The 21,977-nt window shown below is 64.3% G+C and carries 15 protein-coding genes; 8 read left to right on the top strand and 7 right to left on the bottom strand.

From position 1 onward, the window contains the following. Positions 1–28: 28 nt before the first annotated feature. The 7 genes from VIZ63_RS13710 to VIZ63_RS13680 form a co-directional block, all read right to left on the bottom strand. A complete protein-coding gene (locus VIZ63_RS13710; protein ID WP_331610219.1) occupies positions 29–172 on the bottom strand; it encodes a DUF3096 domain-containing protein in 144 nt (47 codons plus the stop codon). Between the two features lie 208 nt (positions 173–380). Continuing rightward, positions 381–1,073, bottom strand: a complete 693-nt coding sequence (locus VIZ63_RS13705) for an alpha/beta hydrolase (RefSeq protein ID WP_331610218.1) — start codon at positions 1,071–1,073, stop codon at positions 381–383. A 413-nt stretch (positions 1,074–1,486) separates the two neighbouring features. Further along, a complete protein-coding gene (locus VIZ63_RS13700; RefSeq protein WP_331610217.1) occupies positions 1,487–3,508 on the bottom strand; it encodes an ATP-binding protein in 2,022 nt (673 codons plus the stop codon). 253 nt (positions 3,509–3,761) lie between these two features. Beyond that, positions 3,762–4,103: a hypothetical protein gene (locus VIZ63_RS13695; RefSeq protein ID WP_331610216.1), complete on the bottom strand. Its 342-nt coding sequence runs from the start codon at positions 4,101–4,103 to the stop codon at positions 3,762–3,764. Positions 4,104–4,568: 465 nt separating this feature from the next. Continuing rightward, positions 4,569–5,450 (bottom strand): LysR substrate-binding domain-containing protein, encoded by an 882-nt coding sequence (locus VIZ63_RS13690; RefSeq protein WP_331610215.1) that lies wholly within the window; start codon positions 5,448–5,450, stop codon positions 4,569–4,571. Positions 5,451–5,818: 368 nt separating this feature from the next. Next, positions 5,819–6,637, bottom strand: coding sequence for a family 1 encapsulin nanocompartment shell protein (locus VIZ63_RS13685; protein WP_331610214.1), 819 nt, complete (start codon positions 6,635–6,637; stop codon positions 5,819–5,821). Between the two features lie 18 nt (positions 6,638–6,655). Continuing rightward, positions 6,656–7,030 carry a ferritin-like domain-containing protein gene (locus tag VIZ63_RS13680; RefSeq protein WP_331610213.1) on the bottom strand — a complete coding sequence of 125 codons (375 nt, stop codon included), beginning with the start codon at positions 7,028–7,030 and terminating at the stop codon, positions 6,656–6,658. Positions 7,031–7,263: 233 nt separating this feature from the next. On the opposite strand from VIZ63_RS13680, the gene VIZ63_RS13675 reads away from it, so the two are divergent. The 8 genes from VIZ63_RS13675 to VIZ63_RS13640 all read left to right on the top strand — a co-directional run bounded on the left by VIZ63_RS13675 (position 7,264) and on the right by VIZ63_RS13640 (position 21,939). Continuing rightward, entirely contained in the window at positions 7,264–9,519 is a 2,256-nt protein-coding gene (locus tag VIZ63_RS13675) for a hypothetical protein (RefSeq protein ID WP_331610212.1), read from the top strand. A 137-nt stretch (positions 9,520–9,656) separates the two neighbouring features. Next, a complete protein-coding gene (locus VIZ63_RS13670; RefSeq protein ID WP_331610211.1) occupies positions 9,657–10,538 on the top strand; it encodes a C13 family peptidase in 882 nt (293 codons plus the stop codon). Continuing rightward, entirely contained in the window at positions 10,535–12,910 is a 2,376-nt protein-coding gene (locus VIZ63_RS13665; RefSeq protein ID WP_331610210.1) for a tetratricopeptide repeat protein, read from the top strand. The genes VIZ63_RS13670 and VIZ63_RS13665 overlap by 4 nt, the downstream gene beginning before the upstream one ends. Next, positions 12,907–13,986, top strand: a complete 1,080-nt coding sequence (locus VIZ63_RS13660; RefSeq protein WP_331610209.1) for a MoxR family ATPase — start codon at positions 12,907–12,909, stop codon at positions 13,984–13,986. Before VIZ63_RS13665 ends, VIZ63_RS13660 begins: the two co-directional genes overlap by 4 nt. Further along, positions 13,983–14,876: a DUF58 domain-containing protein gene (locus VIZ63_RS13655; RefSeq protein WP_331610208.1), complete on the top strand. Its 894-nt coding sequence runs from the start codon at positions 13,983–13,985 to the stop codon at positions 14,874–14,876. Before VIZ63_RS13660 ends, VIZ63_RS13655 begins: the two co-directional genes overlap by 4 nt. Before the next feature lie 594 nt (positions 14,877–15,470). Further along, positions 15,471–17,537 carry a BatA and WFA domain-containing protein gene (locus VIZ63_RS13650; RefSeq protein ID WP_331610207.1) on the top strand — a complete coding sequence of 689 codons (2,067 nt, stop codon included), beginning with the start codon at positions 15,471–15,473 and terminating at the stop codon, positions 17,535–17,537. Next, a complete protein-coding gene (locus VIZ63_RS13645) occupies positions 17,534–21,118 on the top strand; it encodes a hypothetical protein (protein ID WP_331610206.1) in 3,585 nt (1,194 codons plus the stop codon). Before VIZ63_RS13650 ends, VIZ63_RS13645 begins: the two co-directional genes overlap by 4 nt. Continuing rightward, entirely contained in the window at positions 21,112–21,939 is an 828-nt protein-coding gene (locus VIZ63_RS13640; RefSeq protein WP_331610205.1) for a DUF4159 domain-containing protein, read from the top strand. Before VIZ63_RS13645 ends, VIZ63_RS13640 begins: the two co-directional genes overlap by 7 nt. The last annotated feature ends 38 nt before the right edge of the window (positions 21,940–21,977 follow it).

Genomic DNA, 21,977 nt, shown 5'->3' with positions numbered 1-21,977 from the left:
GCTTTCTTTCCTGTCCTGTATCAGCAGCTCACAACCTCATGCCAAACAGGCCGACGAGACCGATCAGGATCAGGTAGATCGCGACGATGTAGTTCAACAGGCGCGGCAGGATCAGGATGAGAATGCCCGCGATCAGGGCGGCCAATGGACCGATGCTCAGGCTGATATTCATGGAGGCTCCAGTAGTTGTCGACAACGGACGAAGGATAATCAAGGAGAGCGCACCGCGGTTCCTTTCTGGCACTGATGTGTGGTCTGGCTCAAGGGTATTTTTGGCTTCTCCATGGCGCCACGATGGTGATGTCCGGTGACGCAAGAAGCGCGCGAGGGGCGGGATCGCGACTCGACGTCTGCGGTCGAGGCCACCAACTCATCAATGTCTAACCGGTAACGGTCAGCCACTTCTCCATCCACGACGCCACATCCGCAATCTCCTCCGCATTCACCGAGTGCTCCATCGGATAGGTGCGCCAGTCCACGGTGTAGCCCAGACGTTGCAGCGCGTCACGTGACGCTACGCCCATGGCGGCGGGCACCACGGGGTCGTAGGTGCCGTGACACATCAGGATGGGTACGTCGCGATTCGCTGGCGCAGCTTCCGCGGCGACCGAGCTTTGCAACGGCAGGTAGGTCGACAGTGCCAGGATGCCGGCGAGACGTTGCGGACAACGTACTCCGGTGTGGAGCGCAATGGCGCCGCCTTGCGAGAAGCCGGCGACAACGATACGCGCCGTGGGAAGACCCGCCGCGTTCTGCTGCTGGATGTAATCGTTCACGACCTGCGCCGACTCGCGGATCCCGGCGTCGTCCTCGACCGGGCTGCGTCCGCCAAGCTGCTTGATGTCGTACCAGGCGCGCATGACGTAGCCGTTGTTGATGGTGACGGGCCGCGGCCGCGCATGCGGGAAGATGAAACGCACGGGCAACGTGGCGGGCAGCTTCAATTCATCCACCACGGGTACGAAGTCGAAACCGTCGGCGCCGAGACCGTGCAACCAGATGACGGCGGCGATGGCCGGCGCGGCCGGTTCGAGCACGACACATTCTGCGGATTCGCGCTGGGTGTAAGACATGGGCAGATACCAGTGACGGAAAGTGAGCGACGAGGATACCAAGGCCGCGGCCGCGACCGCTTGCATAGCGTCGATTCGACAGAACCTATCTCAAAATTCAAATCCGTTCGCGTTGAACTTGTGACCGGAGGAAATCCCCAATGGTTTACCCATCGAAACGATTCCCAGGGACAGCGTCAGGGGGCAGCGCGCTGCCTTTTCCCTTGTGGGTCCGGCTTCAGCCGGACGTGACCGGCGTACCTGCGGGATTGCCTCGGTCACAGGCGGTGTTTCGCGGACGTCCGACTGAAGTCGGCCCCATACAAAGCGCCTCCGGCTCCCCGTTCGTATGTCGAAGGATCTTTTCCCAAAAAATCACATAGCAAGATTCAAGGCGAACCGAACAAACGACAGATCGAGTCTAGAGACAGGTTCTAGTTGCTGAGAATGGCCGCCACTGCGGCGGAGAGTTCGGCTGTGTCGAAGGGTTTGCGCAGCAGCGGCGTCGTGCCGAGCGCCGTTTCGATCGCCGCGCTGTCGGAGTAGCCGGAAACGATGAGGATCCTGAGATCCGGTCGCCGGGCGCGGGCGGCGTGCGCGACTTGCGCGCCATTCATGCCGGGCATGGCGAAGTCGACGAGCAGCAGATCGAACCGCTGCTGTTCCAGCTGCGACAGCGCTGCGGTTCCGCTATCCACATCGACGACGTGGTAATGCAAATTGCGCAGCGACGCTGCGATGAAGCGCCGCACCTGCCGATCGTCGTCGGCGACGAGGACCGACGCCTCTGCCGATCCTTCGAGTACGACGGGAGTCGATGGCGTCGGTGCGGCGGCAATGGCAACGTCCATGGACTCCGCCGCCGGCAGCAGCATATGAATCGTGGTGCCCTGACCCGGTGCGCTGTCGATGTGCAGCGAGCCGCCGGACTCACGGATGACGCCATAGACCTGCGACAGACCGAGTCCCGTGCCTTGTCCAACCTGCTTGGTGGTGAAGAACGGCTCGATGGAGCGAGCGCAGACTTCTTCGCTCATACCGACGCCGGAATCGGCGACCCGAATCTCCACGAAGTCTCGCTGGGCCTGCCTTGTTGCCTGCGTCGAAATAGCCAGCACGCCGCCATCCGGCATGGCGTCACGCGCGTTCACCGCCAGATTCAGCAGCGCCAGTTCGAGCTGGTTGGGGTCGCTGGTGACGAAACGTGCATCGGCCGCGACATCGATCTGCACGTCGATGCTGGTTCCTGTGGACTGCAGCAGCAGTGCGCTCATTCCTCTCAGCAGCTGCTCGAGATCCACGGACTCCAGATGCATGCGCTGGCTGCGCGAGAACGCCAGCAGCTGCGATGTCAGCTTGGCGCCGCGCTGTGCGGCTTCCAGCGCATTGTCCGCGAGTTGCCGCAGCCGCTCGTTGTCGGCGCTGCGCGTGCGGATCATGTCGAGATTGCCGATGACCGCGGTCAGCAGGTTGTTGAAATCGTGTGCGATGCCGCCGGTGAGCTGCCCGACGGCTTCCATCTTCTGCGACTGGCGCAGGCCTTCCTCCGTGCGTCGATGTTCGGCCATCTCGCGCAGCACGAGCGAAGCGAGGAGACCACCAAGTGCCAGGCAACCCAGGCCGGCGATGCCGACCACCGCGAACGACCACGACCTGGGCGTATCGATGAGCGACGACGCAACGGCAATGTGTGCCGACAGCCCGGACCAGTCCGAGGCGTGGAACGCTGTGTAGTTCTCGAAGCCTTCGTAGGTCCTGCCGCGGTAGAACTTGCCGTCTCCGTGTTTGAGGGCATCGCGAACGAACCGGGTGGCTGGCGTTCCGACCCGCTGCTGATAGTCGCGCGTGCGGGCGACGAAGTTGCCGTGGCGGTCCACCAGCGCTGCAATGGTGTCGCGCGGCACCTGAGCCAGCAGAATGTCCTGAAAGATCTGGGTGCGCAGAGCAGCGACGATCACATAGCGAAGCTGGCCTTCGCGCAGCACCGGTTGATACAGGTGCACGACGGGTTCGCCAACCGTCACGACGCCCCCGATGACAGGTTGCATTGCTGCGCGCAGCGTTTCGATCGTTACCGTCCCCGGCAGTCGTGTCTGGATCGGCGGTCCGAAGGCACGGCGCGTATCGAACAGTTGCTCTTCGCTGCTGGCGTCGAACAGGTACACGGCCACCCACTGCGGGTTGCCTTCCCAGACTCGTCGCACGCGGGGGTAGAACTCCGACCAGTGGTTCGTCTCGAAGTAGACCGACGTCGAGAGCACGTGCAGAGCATTGAGATTGCCCTGCAGGGTGGCGTCGCTCAGCGTGACGATGGTGTCGCTGCGACGAAGTGTCGCCGTTTCCACCTGCAGGCGCTCCGCGCGCAGAAAATAGAACCCGCCGATGGCAGCGAAGATGAGCGTGGGCAGTGTGGCTGCAACCCCCAACGCGATCAGGGAGCGGCGAAAAAATCTCATTCTGTAATTTATCGATCCGATCGGTCGAACGGATCGTCGCACGGGTGCACACGCCATGGCCAGTGCGGACCCGTCGGTCCGCAGTGGACGCTGACAGCGGACTGCTGCGAAGAAAAATCACTCCGGGAGCGGCGTCCTTACCGCACTCGGCTCAGGGGGATTGGCTTGGAGTGCACTTCCCGGAGTGAGAGCTGAAACTGCTACAGACATCGCGACAGCCGGTCGGTGTCCACCGCCGGCTGTCCACGAACAATCAGCGCGCGCTCAGGATCGCGTCGTTGCGGACAGGCTTGCCGTCGAACGACAGAACGACACCGCTGCGATCGGTGACGCAGGTGGCCTTGGCCACTTGTTCACCGCTGTGCTTGCCCTTCGCCGTCAGCAGGATCCGGTACAAACGCGCTTGATGGTCGAGAGACGTCGCGACGGAGTCCCGGGTCCTCACGGTGTAGGCGCGATCCGCTTCCAGGCTGGTGCTGACGAAAGCCTTGATGCAGGCCTGCATCGCCTGGACTTCCGAAGCCTGGCTGATCACGGGCGAGGCGAGCAGCAGTGCGGCAACGATCAGAGCGCGGGGACGAAACACGGTGTTCATGGCGGATTTCCTCTCGCAGATGTGCGAAGCGGTAAATGTGACGGCGCCAATGTACGAACCGTCTTGCAGAGCGACAAACGAGATGATTTCACGCTCGAGTGAATTCCACTCACCCGGCATGGTTCGGATGGACGATGCAGACGCGAATGTCACCGCATGACGCAGAATTCTGCGCGCGTGCATCACTTCGGCTCATGTTCACGTCAGTAAAGCGTCAATGAATTGTCAGTGGCGGGCTGCCAGCGAATGGCTGGAGGCTCCGCAGTGTCGCTACGGCTGCTGAATTGCCGCCTTCGATCGTGTTATGGGTCCGGCTTTCCCGTGGGATTCCCATCGGTCATAGCCTGATGGCACTGACTCAAGGACAGTCTGTGGGATTTTTGGAGCTTCCTCGGAGTCAATGCGGAGGGCGCACTGTTCGCTCTCACGTAAATCAGTCAGCCAGCCTGATAGGTGGCCTCGCCCTCACGCCGCGACACGAAATTCATTGAGCAGCCATTGCGTGAGCGCCTGTACATCGGGGCGCGAGGCGTCTTCCCGGCGCAGCAGCAGGTAGTAGCTTTCGCCGGTTTGCAGTTCGGCGTCGAACAGGCGCACGAGCGAGCCTTGCGAGAATCGCTCATTGCCGAGTCGGGAGGACACCAGTGCGACGCCTACGCCATGTTCCGCTGCCTGCGCGGCCGCGTGCATCGTGTCGAAGCGAACGACTTTCTTCGGTCGCAGGCGTACGCCGATGGAATCGGCCCAGCGTTCCCACACATCGCGGCGGGCCTCGTGGACGATCAGCGTGTGCTGGTTGAGATCGGCAACGGTATTGATCGGGCTGCGCATCAGCAGCATCGGGGCACACGCCGGCACGAAGGCCTGTGAGAACAGCTTGTGGCAATCCAGGCCGCCTTCGGGGGTTGCGTTCACCACGATCGACACGTCGGCATCCGTCGGATGCGTCTGTAGCGGCGCCAGCGCGGTGTTGATGTGAATGTCGGTATCGGGTTGCGCTTCCAGCAGTGCCGGCAGCTTCGGCAACAACAGTTCGGTGGCGAAGAACGGTGGCATGTGCAGACGGACGACGCCGCGGCTGTAACGGATGCGCAGTTGGTCCGTCACCGTCTCCAGGCGCGTGAACATCATGTCCAGGTGCTGCAGGTACTGACGCCCGGCTTCCGTCAGCGTGAGCGAATGCGGGCCGCGTTCGAACAGCGGCACGCCAAGCTGTTCTTCGAGTGCCTTGATCTGATGACTGACCGCCGAGGGCGTGATGAACAGGTCTTCGGCCGCCGACTTGAAGCTGAGGCGCGCGGCGGCGACCTGGAAGGTCTTGAGAAATTTGAGTGACGGTAGGCGCATACAGGATGTCGGAAGCGGTAATCGCAGCCTGACGACAGGACTGCCTGAACGCTGCGACGAAGGTCGATGAATGAGAAAACTCCGGCTGGGGCGTGCGGCGCGATGCGCGTAAAAACAACGCGGACATCGGCAATGCACGGCTGAGCGGATCCCCGCTCAGACATAGCAATTCCTGTGCCGTGGACGTCGCGGGCCGCTTTCAGCCTTCCGGGCAGGTAAACCCGCTGCTACCGCTCACGCTGCGAACACACGCACCCGAGCGTCGCACTTATACAGTGCGATCACTGCAGGCATTAGCGCGAATATTCATGACAGACGATCGTTCGGTTACCGCAGAGGGCCTGGCGCAGGCGTCAGATATACCCTGGTCAGCCCGGCGTGCGGGGCGGATAAGTCAGTGGGACCGCTGCTTCGGGCGAAAGCACGCGGAAAGTGAAGCTTTCCTGCAGGTACAGGAGGACCGAACTGTTGGTGTGATCCAGGTAGCCGATCGAGAAATCCTGCCCGACCGTCAGTTCGAAATCGCCGCCGCGCATGCTCATGACCACGGCGCCGTCGGCCGCGGGCGCCCAGACGATCGGACCCTCGAGCAACTCACGCACATGATCGATGACCGGATAGCCCCGTGAGGTGCTGCGAGTCAGCCCTGTATAGCAGCGTGGACCGAGGGCGATGCCGTACGGTCCGTTCACTCCCTCGCTGCGCAATCGATGGGTCGCTTCGGCGACGATGTCGGGGTAGGCCTCGAAGGACTCGGGGATGGTCAGGCTCTGACCGGAGCTCGCGCCGAAGATGCCTTCGATGCCGGCGGCCTCGTAGCCCTGGAAGATGGCGCGGTCCTCGGCAATGGCGGCGGCGCGCGCGGCATTGCGCACAGCGTCGAGATCCGCATCCTGCGCGCCGCGCCCGATCGCCTCGAGCTCTTCGCGTTGTACTTCGAAGGGAATGCGGATTTCCACCAGCGGCAGGACCTGGCGCACGCGCGAGACCACACCGTCCTGCAGCGACGGCGACAATTTCTCGGTGCGGCCCAGCGAGATGGCGGACGTCTGCCAGCCCAGCGGACCTTTGAAGTCCACGAACTGGCGCGCGGCCAACAGCACTTTCAGTGTGCGGGTCGCTTCCGCATCGATCTCATTCCAGGCGTCGCCAGAGATCGGCGCTTGATTGCGCAACAGATCGTTCATTGTGGATTCTCCGTGGTACTACCTGCGCAGGCTGCCGATGCCAAGTGAGCCGTCATCCGCGCCGCCGCCGTCGGCAGCGCCGCCATGTTCGGCTGCATGCTCGATCTGCAGCAACGGCTTGTTCGTGAACAGATAAGTGCGCAGATGCTGGTCCAGCTTGCCGTCGTGGCGTCGCAGCCATTCGAGCACCATGGCCGCGTGTTCCTTTTCTTCGTCCCGATTGTGGGCCAGCAGGCCCTTCAGTTCTAAGTCGTCCGCGGCGTCGATGCGCTGGTCGTACCAGTCGATCGCCTCGAGTTCCTCCATGAGCGAAGCCACCGCCCGATGCCGGTCGATGGTCTGCGGATGTAGTTTTTCGACGTCTTCATGCAGTCCGGCACTATTGGCGCCCATCGCGGGATCCTCCGATTACGTTCGCCATGATCGCCTATCGGCGTCCATCAACTCACTACGCATTGAGCGCGGAGGGGGTTCCGGGGCAGGCCCTCGGCCCCAGGTTCCAGGACAGGAATCAGCAGGAGCTTCCGTTTCAAATGTAACGCCTGGACCCTTCAACGCCATTCCTGGTCCTTATCTTTGCATTTTCCGTGCTTGCCTGAACCCGGGCCATAAACTATTAGTGAGTCGTGTTCGAGCTGCTGTTCACGCATCCGCAGTGGGCCTGGCGAACCGGCACGTTTGCCTTCGCAAACGGATGGTCGCGCTGGGCTCTCGCCGTGTGTGTCGTGATCGCCGCCGCGCTGATCGTCCTCACCCTGTTGCGCCGGCGCAGCCTCGGTGCGAGCAGGCTGCTGACCCTCGGCACACTGCAGCTGCTGTTTATCACCCTGCTGCTGTGCCTGGCCTGGCGTCCTGTGCTGCATATCGAACGTGTGCGCGATCGGGAGAACGTCCTGGCCGTCGCCCTCGACACGTCCGCCAGCATGGCGCTAGACGACCGACCCGATGCAGCCAGGCCGCAGTCGCGTCTGCAGCACGCCGTGTCGGCCCTGCAATCGTCGGCATTGAACTCCCTGCAGCAGAGTTTCGAAGTGCGACTGTTCAGTTTTTCATCGCGCGCGGAATCCCTGTCGTCGCTCGATGCCATGCCGCCGCCCGGGACGCAGACACGCATCGGCGATTCGCTGGTGCAATTGTTGCAGACCGCGAGCAGCGTACCGCTCGCCGGCATCGTGTTGCTGAGTGATGGCGTCGACAACGGCGAGACGCTCAGCGAAGAACGGTTGGCGGAAATCGCTTCCTTCGGTGTGCCGGTGCACACCGTCGGCGTGGGTGCGGAGACCATCCCGGATGATCTGGAACTGGAACAGGTACGAGTCGCGCGCGTGGCTCCGGCGGGCGCGACCGTCACCGCAGCGGTGCGGGTACGCCATGACGCCGCCGGCAGCACGCGTCTGCGGGTCTACGATCACGACAAGCTGCTGGCGGCCGAAGTGCTGCAGCTGCCGGCGACGACGTCGGTCAGCACTCACAGCATCGAATTTCCCGTAGGCGACCCCGGCACGCACGATCTGCGCTTCACGCTCGATGCCCTGGAAGGCGAGCGCGACCTGGTCAACAACTCGCGTTCGCACGTGCTCGACGTGCCGGCGGAGCGCCGTCGCATCCTGTATGTCGAAGGCGAGCCGCGTTGGGAATACAAATTCCTGCGACGCGCCGTCGAGCCGGAACGCTCACTGCATCTGACCAGCATGGTGCGCACGACCCCGAACAAGTACTTCCGGCAGGGCGTGCGTTCCGGTGCGGAACTGCAGCGCGGATTTCCCACCGATGCCGCGGAGCTGTTCGCGTACGACGCGGTGATCATCGGCAGCTTCGATGCGGCGACGCTGTCCGTGCAACAGCACCAGTTGCTGCGACAGTTCGTCGATCAGCGCGGCGGCAGCGTGCTGCTGCTGGCAGGCAACAATGGACTCTCCGCAGGCGGTTGGGAGCGGGCAGCGCTGGCGCAGACATTGCCGACGCATCTGCCGTCGAAGCAGGCGCAAAGCTTCGTCCAGCGGACGGCTGCCGTGCGTCCCACGCTTTATGCCGCGGATTCCGCCATCACGCGCCTCGATGCCGACGCCACGCGCAATGCCGAGGCCTGGCAAACCCTGCCGAAGCTGGCGGACTACCAGTCGCTGGGCAAGCTCAAGCCGGGCGCCATCGTGCTGCTCGAAACGACGACCGAGCAGGGGGCCGCGCCGCTCCTGGTCTGGCAACGATTCGGGCAGGGAGCCACCTATCTGCTCGGCACTGCCAGCACGTTGCGCTGGCAGATGCGCCTGGCACCTGACGATCAGCGGCACGAACTCTTCTGGCGTCAGCTGGCGCACGCCGTGGCGGATGGCGCACTGCCGCGCACGGCGCTGGCCAGCGGGAAATCCGTCTATGACGACGAGCGCCAGGTGCGTATGGACGCGCAGTTGCGCAATGCGCGCTTCGAACCGATCGACGCAGCGCAGGTCGAACTGCTGGTTGCTCCCGAACACGACGAACCCTACAGGGTACCCATGCAACCCTCGGATGCCGGTGCCGGCCGCTATGTCGCCAGCTTCGATGCGCCTGCGACCGGGCTGTATCGGGTGGACATGACGGCGCGCACGCCCGATGGCGACATGCAATCCGCGACCGCTTACGTGCGACGCAACGACGGACTGCTCGAGCATTACGGTGCGCGTCAGGACCGCGCCGTACTCACGCGCATTGCCGGGATGACCGGCGGCCGTTACTGGCAGCTTGCCGATCTGGAGCAACTCGCGGCCGCCATCCCGTACTCGCGCGCGGGCATCGTCGAGCGCCGCACACTCGAGCTGTGGAATCTGCCGATCGTCTTCCTCACGTTGCTGGCCTTGCTCGCCGCCGAATGGCTGCTGCGGCTGAAGTGGGGAAGACTATGAGAAGAGGGCTGCTGGGTACTGGGCACTGGGCTCTGGCAAGAAGGAAGAGACGCGTCCTCCTTTTCTGGCCAGCGCCCAGTGCCCAGTATCCAGCAGCCCTCTTCAGGAGTGTCGTCTGGCTGCTCGCCGCTGCCGCCTTGCTGCTATCCGCCACAACCCGTGCCGCCACCTACTCTCTGATCGTCTCCGGTCTGGGCGGCGAACCCGAGTATGAGAAACGATTCGTCGAGCAGGCCGACAAGCTGGCCGTTGCTGCACGGCAACTGACGGGAAGCGAGACGGGCACGATCGTGCTGTCCGGAGCGAAGGCGGATCGGGAAAGCGTGCGGCGCGCGCTGCGCGATATCGCGGCGAAGGCCGGTACGGATGATCAGGTAATCGTCACGCTCATCGGCCATGGCAGTTTCGATGGCGATCTGTATCGGCTCAATCTGCCGGGGCCGGATCTGACGGCCGCTGAACTTGCCGCGCTGTTCGATGCCATTCCCGCGCGCCAGCAGCTGATCGTGAATGCCACCAGCGCCAGCGGCGCAGTAATCGAGCAATGGCAGCGTGATCGCCGCATCGTCATCACGGCCACCAAGGGCGGCGGCGAAAAGACGGCGACGCGCTTTGCGGAATACTGGTCGGTCGCGCTGACGACGCTCGAGGCCGATACCAACAAGGACGACGTCATCACGGTCACGGAGGCGTATGACTATGCGACTCGCAAGGTCGCGGAGTCGTTCAAGGCGGAGGCCTTGCTGGCCACGGAGCACGCGCGCATTGCCGGCGCCGAACCCGCGCGCTTCCAGGTGGCGCGCCTGGGCACTGCTGCGCGCGTGACCACCGATCCGGCAGTCAATGCGATGTACGCGGAACGCGTGCGTATCGAACGCGAATTCGATGGCGTTCGCGAACGCAAGGCAGCGCTGGATGCCGACAACTACTACGACGAACTCGAAGGCGTACTCGTCAAACTCGCGCTGTTGCAACGGCAGATCGATGCCGCGCAGCCTCCGGCGGGAGTGCAGCCATGAGGAAGAATCAGAGTAACCGCATAGAGCGCATAGAACGCAAAGAAGGCGAAACCAGGTATTCCTTTCTGTGCGCTCTTTGCGTTGTATGCGGTTACTCCGGCGTCCTTCTCCTCGGCCTGGCGGGAAGCGCAACAGCGCAATCGATCGACTACGACCCGCGTCGGCCCGACGAGCTGCGCGCCTGTGACGAGGATTACTACCGCGGTCGCGACAGCGTGGCGCGCGAGTGCTACACGCTCCTGATCAACGGACCATACAGCGCCGTCACGCGCGCAGAAGCGGCATGGCGAAATGGCGATCTGCAACGCGCCAATCGTTTCTTCCGCGAGGCCGTGCGCAGCAATCAGCGGTTGATCCATGCACGGGTCCGCTGGGCGCGGCTGTACCTCAGTACGCATCAATATGCCGATGCCCAGAAGCTGCTGCGCGAAGCACTCGAACTCTCGCCCAATGACACCTATGGCCGGCTCGCATTGGCGCAGGTCTATGCGGATCGCTTCGAAGGACAGGCGCGAACACTGCTGAACGAGCTGCTGCAGGAAGACGACGCGCTGTTCGAAGCGCATCTGCTCGCGGCGCGGATGGCGTTGGAAGATGGGCGACTGGACGACGCCGACAAGGCGCTCGACCGCGCGGCAAAACGCGCAGATTCGAAATTTCCGCCGCTGGAGCTGTACTCGGCCCGGGCCACCCTCGATCTCGCACGCGGGCGCGACAGCGCGGCGATGCTGAAGAACAGTTGGGTCAACCGGGCGCTCAACTACAACCCGCAGTACGGCGCGGTGTTCGAATCACTGGCACGTTTCGAGGTCATGCGGCGCCGCTATGGCGAAGCGACGCCCTTGCTGCGCAAGGCTGTCGAAGTGCAGCCGTCGCTGTGGTCGGCCCACGCCGACCTGGGTGCGAACCTGCTGCGACTCGGCGACATCGACGCGGCGCGCCAGCACCTGCAGCTCGCGTACGAAGGCGATCCCTACAGCCCGACCACGGTGAATACGCTGCGACTGCTCGATCGTGTCGACGAGATCCAGACGTCATCGACGCAACTGACATTGCCGGCCACGGCCGGCACGCCGGCGTCGGAGGTCGAGTTGCGGTTGCGGCTGCATAAGAAGGAGGCAGCTGCGCTGCACCCCTATGTCATGGAGGTCGCGCGCGACAGCATCGTTACGTTCTCGCAGCGCTACGGCTACCGGCCGACCCGGCCGCTGACGGTCGAGCTGTATCCAGAGCACGATGATTTCGCGGTGCGTGTCGCCGCGTTGCCCGGCATTGGCCTGCTCGGCGTGACGTTCGGCGATCTCGTGGTCATGGACAGCCCGTCGGGACGCGCGACCGGCGACTTTCACTGGGGCACGACGCTGTGGCACGAGATGGCGCATGTCTTCACGCTGTCGATGACCGACAACCGCGTGCCGCGCTGGCTGAGCGAAGGCGTTTCCGTCTTCGAAGAATGGCGCACCGGGCCGACGCCGGGTGTCGTCATCACGCCCGATGTGCTCGTCGCCATGCGCGAACAGCGCCTGCTGCCGGTGGCGGATCTCGACTCCGGCTTCATTCGTCCGCAGTACCCGAACCAGGTGCAGGTGTCGTATGCGCAGGCAGGATTGATCTGTCTGTTCATCGAACAGCGCTGGGGTTTCGCGCAACTACCGGCGCTGGTGCGTCAGTTCGAACGTGAGACCACGACGCGCGCGGCGGTGGAATCGACCTTGAAGATTTCCGCCGAGGAGTTCGATCGCGGGTTCCAGGCATTTCTGCAGCAGCGCTACGGCAATGTGCTGGCTCGCTTCGACGAATGGCGGCGCTCCTCCCAGTCGGCCGGCAAGGCCATCATGGCCGAACAGTGGCAAGAAGCGATAGAACCGGCGCGCGCCGCGATTGCCATCTATCCCGAAGATATCGGTCCGGCCAGTCCCTACCCGCTGCTCGCGCGCGCCATGGACAAGACGGGGCGCCGCGACGAGGCGATCGATGCGCTGCTGCGCTTCCGCGCCATGGGCGGATGGGACCCCGCAGCGCTACGCGAACTCTCGCAATGGCTGGAACAGGCGAATCGGACGAGCGAAGCCAGTGAGGTGCTGGCCGCCGTGAACTACGCCGATCCGCTCAACGCCGCGCAGCACCGCACGCTGGGTGAGCAGTTGCTGGCCGCGGGACGGCCGGAAGAGTCGTTGCGTGAGTTTCAGGTACTGCTCGCGCTGGACAGTCACGATCCCGCGATGGCGCACTTCGGCATGGCTCGCGCATTGCGAACGCAGGGGGATGCCGTTGCCAGCCGGCGTCATCTGCTCGAAGCACTTGAAACCGCACCGCACTACAAACCCGCGCAGGCCCTGCTGCTGCAGATGATCGAGGAGCGCACGGAATGAAGACATCGACGCACGAAGTTCCATTCGACACGGCGTCGGCGGTCCTGCCGGACACGATGTCAGCCGTCCTGCCGGACACGATGTCAGCCGTCCTGCCGGACGAGGCCGCCGCATTGGTGGCGAAGTTTCACGAACAGTTTGGCGCGATCCGCACCGAAGTGCGCAAGGTGATCGTCGGTCAGGACGATGTCGTCGAGCACCTGCTGCTGACCTTGCTGATCGGCGGTCATTGTCTGATCACCGGCATGCCGGGAACAGCGAAGACATTGCTGGTGCGTACGCTGGCCGATGCGCTCGGACTTACCTTCAAGCGCGTGCAGTTCACGCCCGACCTGATGCCGACGGATATCACCGGCACCGACATCATCGAAGACGACATCACTACCGGCCATCGTCGCTGGACCTTCGTGCCCGGTCCGATCTTCACCCACGTGCTGCTCGCCGACGAGATCAATCGCACACCGCCCAAGACGCAAGCGGCGCTGCTGGAGGCGATGCAGGAACACTCGGTGACCGTTCGCGGCACGACACATTCGCTGCGTCCGCCGTTCTTCGTGCTCGCCACCCAGAATCCCATCGAGCTGGAGGGTACGTATCCGCTGCCCGAAGCCCAGCTCGACCGCTTCGTATTCAATGTATTGCTCGACTATCTCGATGCGGCGGACGAAGTCGAAGTGGTCCACCGCAACACGACACGCATGCAGCCGCCGCCGATCGCGGCGTGCACCAGCGCCGAGGAGATCGTGAAGTATCAATGGCTGGTCAGGCAGGTGCCCGTGGCTGAGGAAATCACGCAGCTGGCCGTACAGATGGTCCGGTCGACGCGACCCGGCGAGGCCGGGGCGCCGGAAGCGGTGCGGCGTTACGTCCGTTATGGCGCCAGCGTGCGAGCTACACAGTTCCTGTGCCTCGCCGCCAAGGCGCGCGCACTGATGCAGAACCGCTATCACGTCACTGAAGATGATCTGCGCGCATTGGCGCTACCGGTGCTGCGACATCGGGTACTCACCAACTACCAGGCCGAATCCGACGGCATGAGCGTCGATGCGGTGTTGAAGGAAGTCATTGCGCGATGAACGCCGCGCCCCATCTGTTGCCGCCGCAGACGCTCGCGAGCCTGGCCAATCTCGAGCTCATCGCGCGCACGGCAGTGAATGGCTTCCTCACCGGCCTGCATCGCTCGCCGCAGTTCGGCTTCAGCCAGGAATTCCGCGAATATCGCGCCTATGCCGAAGGCGACGATCCGCGTTTCGTCGACTGGAATGTGTACGCGCGGACGGACCGCACCTACATCCGTCGCTATGAAGGCGAAACCAATACGCGCCTGATGATCCTGCTGGATGCCAGCGCGTCGATGGGCTACGCCTCGGGTCCGGGTGTGGTCAGCAAGCTGCAGTACGCCAAGTTTCTCGCTGCCGCGCTCGCCTACCTGGGCGCGCGACAGCACGATCCGATCGGGCTCGTGGTGTTCGACGAGCGACTGCGCCAGGTACGACCGGCCCGCAGCGGCAATCTGCAGGCGGTGATTCACGCCGTCGATCAGGTGACTCCCGGCGGCGGCACCAATCTCGATGCGAGCATCGCCAGCGTTCGCGAACACCTGACACGGCGCAGTCTCGTCGCGCTGATCTCGGATCTGTATTGCAAGCCGGACGTGATGACGCGCGCGGTACAGCCGCTCACGGCGCAGGGGCATGACGTGATGATCTTCCAGGTGCTCGACCCGCAGGAGATCCAGCCGCATTGGGACGAGTCGGTGGTCCTCGAAGACGTGGAAACCCGGGCGAGTCTCAACATCTCGCCGGAGTTCCTGCAGCGACGCTACCGGCAGCGACTGGACGAACATCTCGAAAGCCTGCGTGCCGTCGCCGCGAGCGTGGGTGCGCACCACGCACTGCTGCCGAGCGATCAACCGCTGAACGAAGCGCTGCGGCGTTACCTGCTGTTCCGGCAGCGGCGGAGGTGAGCAGCGATGCGTAGCCTACTTGCATCCCCTTTCAAGGAACCTCTGGCCAAGTCGTCACTCCCGCGCAGGCGGGAGTCCATCCAGTTGATTCAAATGGATTCCCGCCTGCGCGGGAATGACGGATGTGGAATTGATCAGACCTTCCTTGATCACGCGCGCCTTCGGCTGGCGACTGGTGTCTTGGCAAAACCTCCGGCGAAAAACATCGCAGACTCAAAGGCAGGGCTCCGCAACACTTGGTCTGCGCTAACGTTGAGCACCGATTCGCTTCGCGCACGGCGCCGCGTGCCATCTGAATCAAGAGTGCCGATCTGCGTTGTGTTTCCCGTCCGCCGCCGGGTCCGCCAAGCCTCTCCCCCTGTCCTTCCAGTCGCAAGAGCGCGCTGTCTTGATGGCTTCTTCCAGGCGCTGTCGATCGAAGCTGTGGACGTGTCTTGGGGCCTTCGAGCCTTTCGGGGCTGTCGAAAACATGGATGTTTTCGGCAGAGCCTACAGGGATGTATTTACGGCGTCCCCGAAAGGCTCGAAGGCCCCAAGACACGGGACTCAACGCGGCGATGCGCTTACAGACTGAGTCTTTCGCCATAGCCTGCCATGTTCCTCACGCCCGCCATCCTTGCCGGACTGCTCGCCATCGGATTGCCGCTGTGGCTCCATCGGGTGGCGCGCGCCAATCCGACCCGGCATCCGTTCGCTTCGCTGATGCTGCTCGAAGCGAGCGAGACGCAGCGCACGGCCAAGCGCACGCTGCGTTACTGGCTGCTGCTGGCGTTACGCGTTCTGTTGTTGATCGTGCTGGTGCTGGCGTTTGCAGGACCGCTCGTGCCGCCGCGCGCGGTGCCGGTCGTGAATCGTGACGCGCGTCTGCATGCCATCGTCCTCGATACGTCGTTGTCCATGCAGTACGGCGATCGCTGGCAGCGCGCCGTGGATGCTGCCCGCGACATCATCGATGGCGCGCGTCCCGGCGACCAGTTGCTGCTGGTCGAAGCCGCGGGACGTCGCATTCAGGTTGCACACACTGCGGTGGGCGTGAATCAGCGCGATGCCGTGCGAACGGCGCTCGGCGAACTGCGACCCGGCAACGAGCGGCTCGACTATGGATTGCTGATGTCGACCGCCAGCGCGTGGCTCGGTACGGCACGGCTGCCGGTCGAGTTGCATGTGATCTCCGACATGCAGCAGTCGGCGACGCCGTTGCGCTTCGCCGATCTGGAGCCACCAGCCGGCACGCGATCCGTCTTCCATGACATGGGCGCCGAGCCTTCCAGCAATACATTCATCGAGACCGTGCAACGCGAGGGCGCGAATGAAGTGGCGGCCCATGTGCGCACCTCGGCAACGACGGTACTCAAACTGGAAGCGGTGCTGGTCATCGACGGCGTCGAGACCGCGCGGCGTCCGCTGCAGATCGGGCCGGCGCGGCTGCTGCCTGGGCTGAGGGAAGGTGAAGGCAATCCGCCGCCAGATTTGCTGGTGCAGGCGAGGCAGGGCGACGCAGCGCTCGCGAACGCCCGCGTGTTGCTGCCGTTGCCCACGCTGAATGCCAACACTCACCGGATGGAAGTACGACTGGAGCCGCAGGACGCGCTGCCGCAGGACGATCGGCATTTCTCCATCCTCGAGCGCAGCAATCCGCGCGTCCTGGTCGTGTCACGTTCCCGCGACGCGGACGATGCTCTCTATGCCGCGGCAGCGATCGGTTCGGCATCGGCACCGCGACTCGACACGGAGCAGCGCCCGGCGAGCGAAATCGAAGGGCGCAACCTGCAGTCGTATGCCGCCATCGTGATCACGGACATGGCGGCGCTCAGTAGCGCGGCCGGTGCACGGATCGCCGACTATGTCAGTGGGGGCGGTGCCGCGCTGGTCATGCTCGGTCCCGGCATGAGCGAACAACGCAGCGGCGTACTCGCCGGCCTGTCGTTACGCACCGTCGTCACGAAGCCCACTCGGGTGTCGCATGTCGAGGTCAGTCACCCGGCGCTGCGCAACGCGGACGGCTGGCAGGACGTCCACTTTCTGCGCTACCTGCGCGTCGCGCCGGGGGAGCAGGACAAGGTGCTGATAGGACTGCAGGACGGCGGGCCGTTGCTGATCGAACGCAGCGTGGGCGCAGGTCGCTTGCTGGTGCTTACGACACCGCTGGCGCGCGACTGGAATGACTTCGCGACGCACCCGCTGTTCGTGAATTTCATGGCACAGACGGCGAACTGGCTCACCGGTGCAGGCGCAGCAACGGCGAGCGCGCGCGTGGGCGCAGTCGTCATGACCGGATTGACCGCCGCGCAGGGTGGGCAGATATTCGATCCGCAAGGCCGGCGCGTGCTCACGCTCGACGCGACTGCAAACGCCGATCGCCTGATTCCCGAACAAAGCGGGTTCTACGAAATTCGTACTGGCGCTGGCGCCAGGTGGCTCGCCGTGAACAACGACATCCGCGAATCGAATCTGGCACGCATGTCGGATCAAAGCCGACAGCGCTGGCTCAAGCTGGAACGGCCGGAGTCACCGACGTCCGTCGCCCCGGATGCGAATCCCGCGACGCCGGGGCGCGTGAGTATCGGCTACTGGCTGCTGTTGCTCGCGATGCTGCTCGCCGTTGCGCAGATCCTTGCCGCGAACCACTTCCTCGCCGTGCGTCGCGAGGTGCCGCGATGACCGCCCGCGCACGACTGGAGTCGTACCTCGACGAACTGCGTCGTCGTGTTCGCACACATATATATCTGCGCGCCGCTGCGGTAGCGACCGGCAGCGCGCTGGCGGTGATCCTCGCGCTGGTGTGGCTCCTGCAGCGCGATGGATTCACGGCCGGCCTGGTGATCAGCGGTCGCGTTCTGCTGGCAACGTTGCTGCTCGCCTGTGTGGTCGCGTTGATTGCATTACCACTGCGGCGCCTGCGACGACAGGACGGCGCCTGCGAGTTCGAGCGACGGCTGCCTGCGCAAGCCGGACGCATCCGGACCTATCTCGATGCACGTCGTCGCGAAGCGCAGGGAGTCATCTCGCCGCTGACGGAGCTGCTCGCTGCCGACGCACTGAGCGCTGATCGTGCGACGCCGCTGCGCGATGCGATCCCCGGTTCGCGACTCTGGATAAATGGCGCGATCGTGAGCGCCGCCGTCATTGCGCTTGCGAGCCTGCTCTACCTCGGACCCTCGTTCTGGGGTTACGGCAGCCGCCATCTGCTCCTGGGAACGGCGGTGCCACGCACGGCCGTGCCGCTGCGACACATTGCGGTCGCGCCGGGCGACGTGACGGTGCGTCGTAACAGCGATCTGACGATCCGCGCCTCGATCGAGGGATTCGCGCCCGAGCAGGCGCAGGTGCTGGTGCGTTTCGACGATCAGCAGACCTGGGAACGTGCGCCGATGCAGGCGGTGCAGGACGGCGACGATCTGCACTGGGAATTCAGGCTCTTCGCGCTGCGCGGGCCGCTGCACTACTACGTGACTGCACGGGATCGTCGCGGCGAGGAACGCAGTGGCGAACACAGTGTCGGCGTCGTCGATCTGCCGAAGGTCGAACGCGTGCGCCTGACGTATCGCTATCCGCAGTGGACCGGACTGGCGAATCACACCGACGATCTCTCGCGTGATATTCGCGCCGTCGCCGCTACCCGCGTCGACGTGGAGGTGTTCGCGAACGCGCCCCTCGAGTCGCCCGTCCTCGTGATCGACGGCAAGCCAGCGACCATGCAACCGACGCCGACAGGCGGTTCCGGCACCATCGACGTCATGCGTCCCGGCAGCTATCAGATCAGCGCACGCGTCGTCGATGAACTGGTCGCGCTGACCGACGACTACCGTATCGAGATCATCGATGACCAGAAACCCACGATCGAGATCCGCAAGCCGGGACGTGACTGGCGCGCGACCAGCATCGAGGAAGTGCCGGTGGCGGTGCAGGCGCAGGACGACTTCCGCCTGCAACAGGTGGAGTTGCGCTACTCGGTGAACGGCGGCGAAGAGCGTTCGCGTCGGATTGCAGCCGGCACGAAGCAGGCGGATGTCGAATCGCTGCTGCGCATGGAGGAGCTGGGCAAGGAGCAGCAGCGCGATGCGGCGAACGGTCTGCTCTCGCCGGGTGATCTCGTCTCCTACTACGCCGTCGCGAGGGATCGCGGCCAGAGCGTCGAAACGGATCTCTTCGTCGTGCAGGTGCAGCCGTTCGAACGTCGTTTCAGCGAAGGCCAGGGCGGCGGGGGTGGCGGCGGCGATGACATGAGTGCGGAGCAGGGCGCGATCTCGGAACGACAGCGCGAGATTCTGCTGGCAACGTGGAATACGCAGAGATCGCTGCGGGCGAAGACCCGCTCGCGGTCGCAGCTGGAGGACAGCGTGAAGATGCTGTCCGAACTGCAGGTCACACTGGCGACACAGGCGCGCACGCTGGCGGAGCGCACCCGCGCACGCGGCGACGTGGAGCAGGACGAGCGCATCGGGCGATTCGTCGAGAGTCTCGATCGCGCCGCCGCCGTGATGGATCCGGCGGCGAAGCATCTCGGCGAACTGCAGCTCGATGAGGCCATTCCACTGGAGCAGCAGGCGTTGCAGCAGTTGCTGCGCGCCGAGGCCGCCTTCCGCGATGTGCAGGTGGCGATGCAGCGTGAACAGTCGCAGGGCGGTGGCCAGCAGGCAGCCCGCAATTTCACGGAAATGTTCGAACTCGAAATGGACGTCGACAAGAATCACTACGAGACCGAGTCGCCGCTGTCGCAACGTAACGAGAGCGATCAACTGGACGAGGCGATCCGCAAGCTCAAGGAACTCGCGGAACGGCAGGAGCGTCTGGCGCAGCAGGCCACCGGGCGCAACGACATGCCGGCTCGGGAACAACGCTGGCAGCAGGAGCAACTGCGGCGCGAGGCGGAGGACCTGCGCCGTCGTCTCGCCGAACTGCAACAGTCCCAGCAGTCGCAGGAATCATCGTCGCAGCCCGCGCAATCGCAGGACGGCCAACCGGACCAGTCGTCGGGCCAGCCGCGTCAGTCGCGTCAGTCGGGTCAATCAGGTCAGGCTGGTCAATCAGGTCAGTCGGGTAGTCCGGCGCAATCGGCACTCGACTCGATGCGCAGCGCGCTCGACGACATGCGCGCGGCCAATGTCGGCAATGACGATGAGAAGCAATCGGCCAGCCGTTCGGCGGAAGCCGCACGCAACCTGCGCCGCGCGCTGGAAGGCATGCAGCAGCCGCGCGGCAAGAGCCTGAACGAAGCGCTCGAGCACCTGGCCGATCGCGCCAATCGTCTCGTCGACGAACAGCGCAAAGTCGAAGCCGATCTTTACGACGCGCTCGGCGACGCCATGGGTTCATCGCAGCAGCGCGGTCAGCTCGCGCCGGAACGGGTTCGCAAGCTGGTCGACAGCAAGCAGCGTATGGCCGCCGATGTGAGCAGTATTCAACAGGACATGCGTGCGACCATGAACGATCACGGCAGCCGCAATCCGGAAGCAGCACGCGGACTGGGCGAGGCCCTGGCCGAACTGGACACCACCAATCTCGCGCACCGCCTCGAACGCAGCGCCGCCGAGATCCGCTACGGGCGCGCCCGCGATGCTGCGCCACGCGAGGGACTGATCGCCGATGCCCTCGACGGACTGGAGAACAGTTTGCGCATCGTCGCCAAGGTGGCCGCGAATGAGCGTCAGGAATCGCAGCAGCAGGAAGATCCGCAGCGTCTGCTGGCCGAACTCGGCAATCTGCGCCGCGCGCTGCGCGAAGCGGGCGGCGAGAATCCATCGCCGCGCAATGGCGCTCAACGCAGTGGCGCTCCACCGGCGCAAGCATCTGCGTCGGAGGCGGGCAAAGGCGCCACTGCCGATCGAGCGAATGGATTGACCGCGTGGAATCCGCGTGCGACCGCGGCGTCCCTGGATAATGGCTCGGGCCAGTTCCGCCTGCGCGACGCTGCCGACGTCGCGCAACGCCTCGAGGCCATGGCGAATCGCATGGAGGGAACGGACCTGTCGGCCGCGGAGATCCAGGCCCTGCGACGTATGGCACGTGAAGCGCGCGGGCTCAGCGGTCAGTCCATGGCCGAACAGCTCGCGGCCCTGGCGACACTCGTCGATCGCCTGGAGCTTGCCTCGCTCGCGGCGCTCGCAAAGACACGCGCCGCGCCGTCGGCTCATACCTCGGCATCGATCCCTGACGCCCCGGAGTATCGCGAGGCGATTGCCGAGTACTACCGACGACTCGGTGGTGCGTGCAGCAATGCGGAAGGTGCGCGAGCATGTTGAAACTGCGCTCGCTCGCGGTGCTCGTCGTGGTGTTCATCGCAGTCCTGGCTGTTGCGGATACCGACCTGCCGGGCGACGGCGGTCGCTCCGGCGAGCAGCCCGATCTGTCCAGGCTCAACTTCGTGCGCGCGATCTACAACAGCGAAGGCGGCATGGGCGAGGCCTACTACGTCTATGACGGACGCTTCTGGGCGCGGTGGGAAACGGATTTTCCAGAAGGCGACGACAACTTCAGCCGACGACTCGCAACCCTGACCCGTATCAAGGTGAAGCAGACGGCGGCAAGCCGGCTGCTGACCGCACCCGATCTCGGCGATTTTCCGCTGCTGTACATGTCGGACCCGGGATACATGGTGCTGGCGAAAGAGGAGATCGACGCGCTGGCCCGTTATCTCGCGAACGGCGGCTTCCTCTGGGTGGATGATTTCTGGGGCGATGCCGAATGGCAGCAGTTCGCCACGGTCATGCGCAACGTGCTGCCGGGACGCGAATGGCGCGTGCTCACGCCGGAGCACCCCATCTTTCACACGGTGTTCGATCTGAAAGAAATGCCACAGATCCCAGCGCTGCCCTTCGCCAGTCCCGGCGGCGACACCGCCGAACCCGCCGGCGCACACAAGTATCCCGCCGGTTCACTGCGCGAACCCCAGATGCGCGCCTGGCTCGACGACGACGGCCGCGTCATGGTCGTCGCCACCCACAACACCGACATCGGCGACGGCTGGGAACGCGAGGCCTACGGCGAGTGGTACTTCGAAACGTTCTCCACCCGCTCCTACATGATGGGAGTGAATGTGGTGACGTATGCGATGACGCACTAGGAAGAGGCCAACTGGCTTACTGGCCAACGGGTCTGCTG

It is taken from the genome of Povalibacter sp. (genome assembly GCF_036520495.1).
Lineage (GTDB): Bacteria > Pseudomonadota > Gammaproteobacteria > Steroidobacterales > Steroidobacteraceae > Steroidobacter.
The sequence above is the reverse complement of the archived record's forward strand: the minus strand, read 5'-3'. Positions and strand labels throughout refer to the sequence as shown.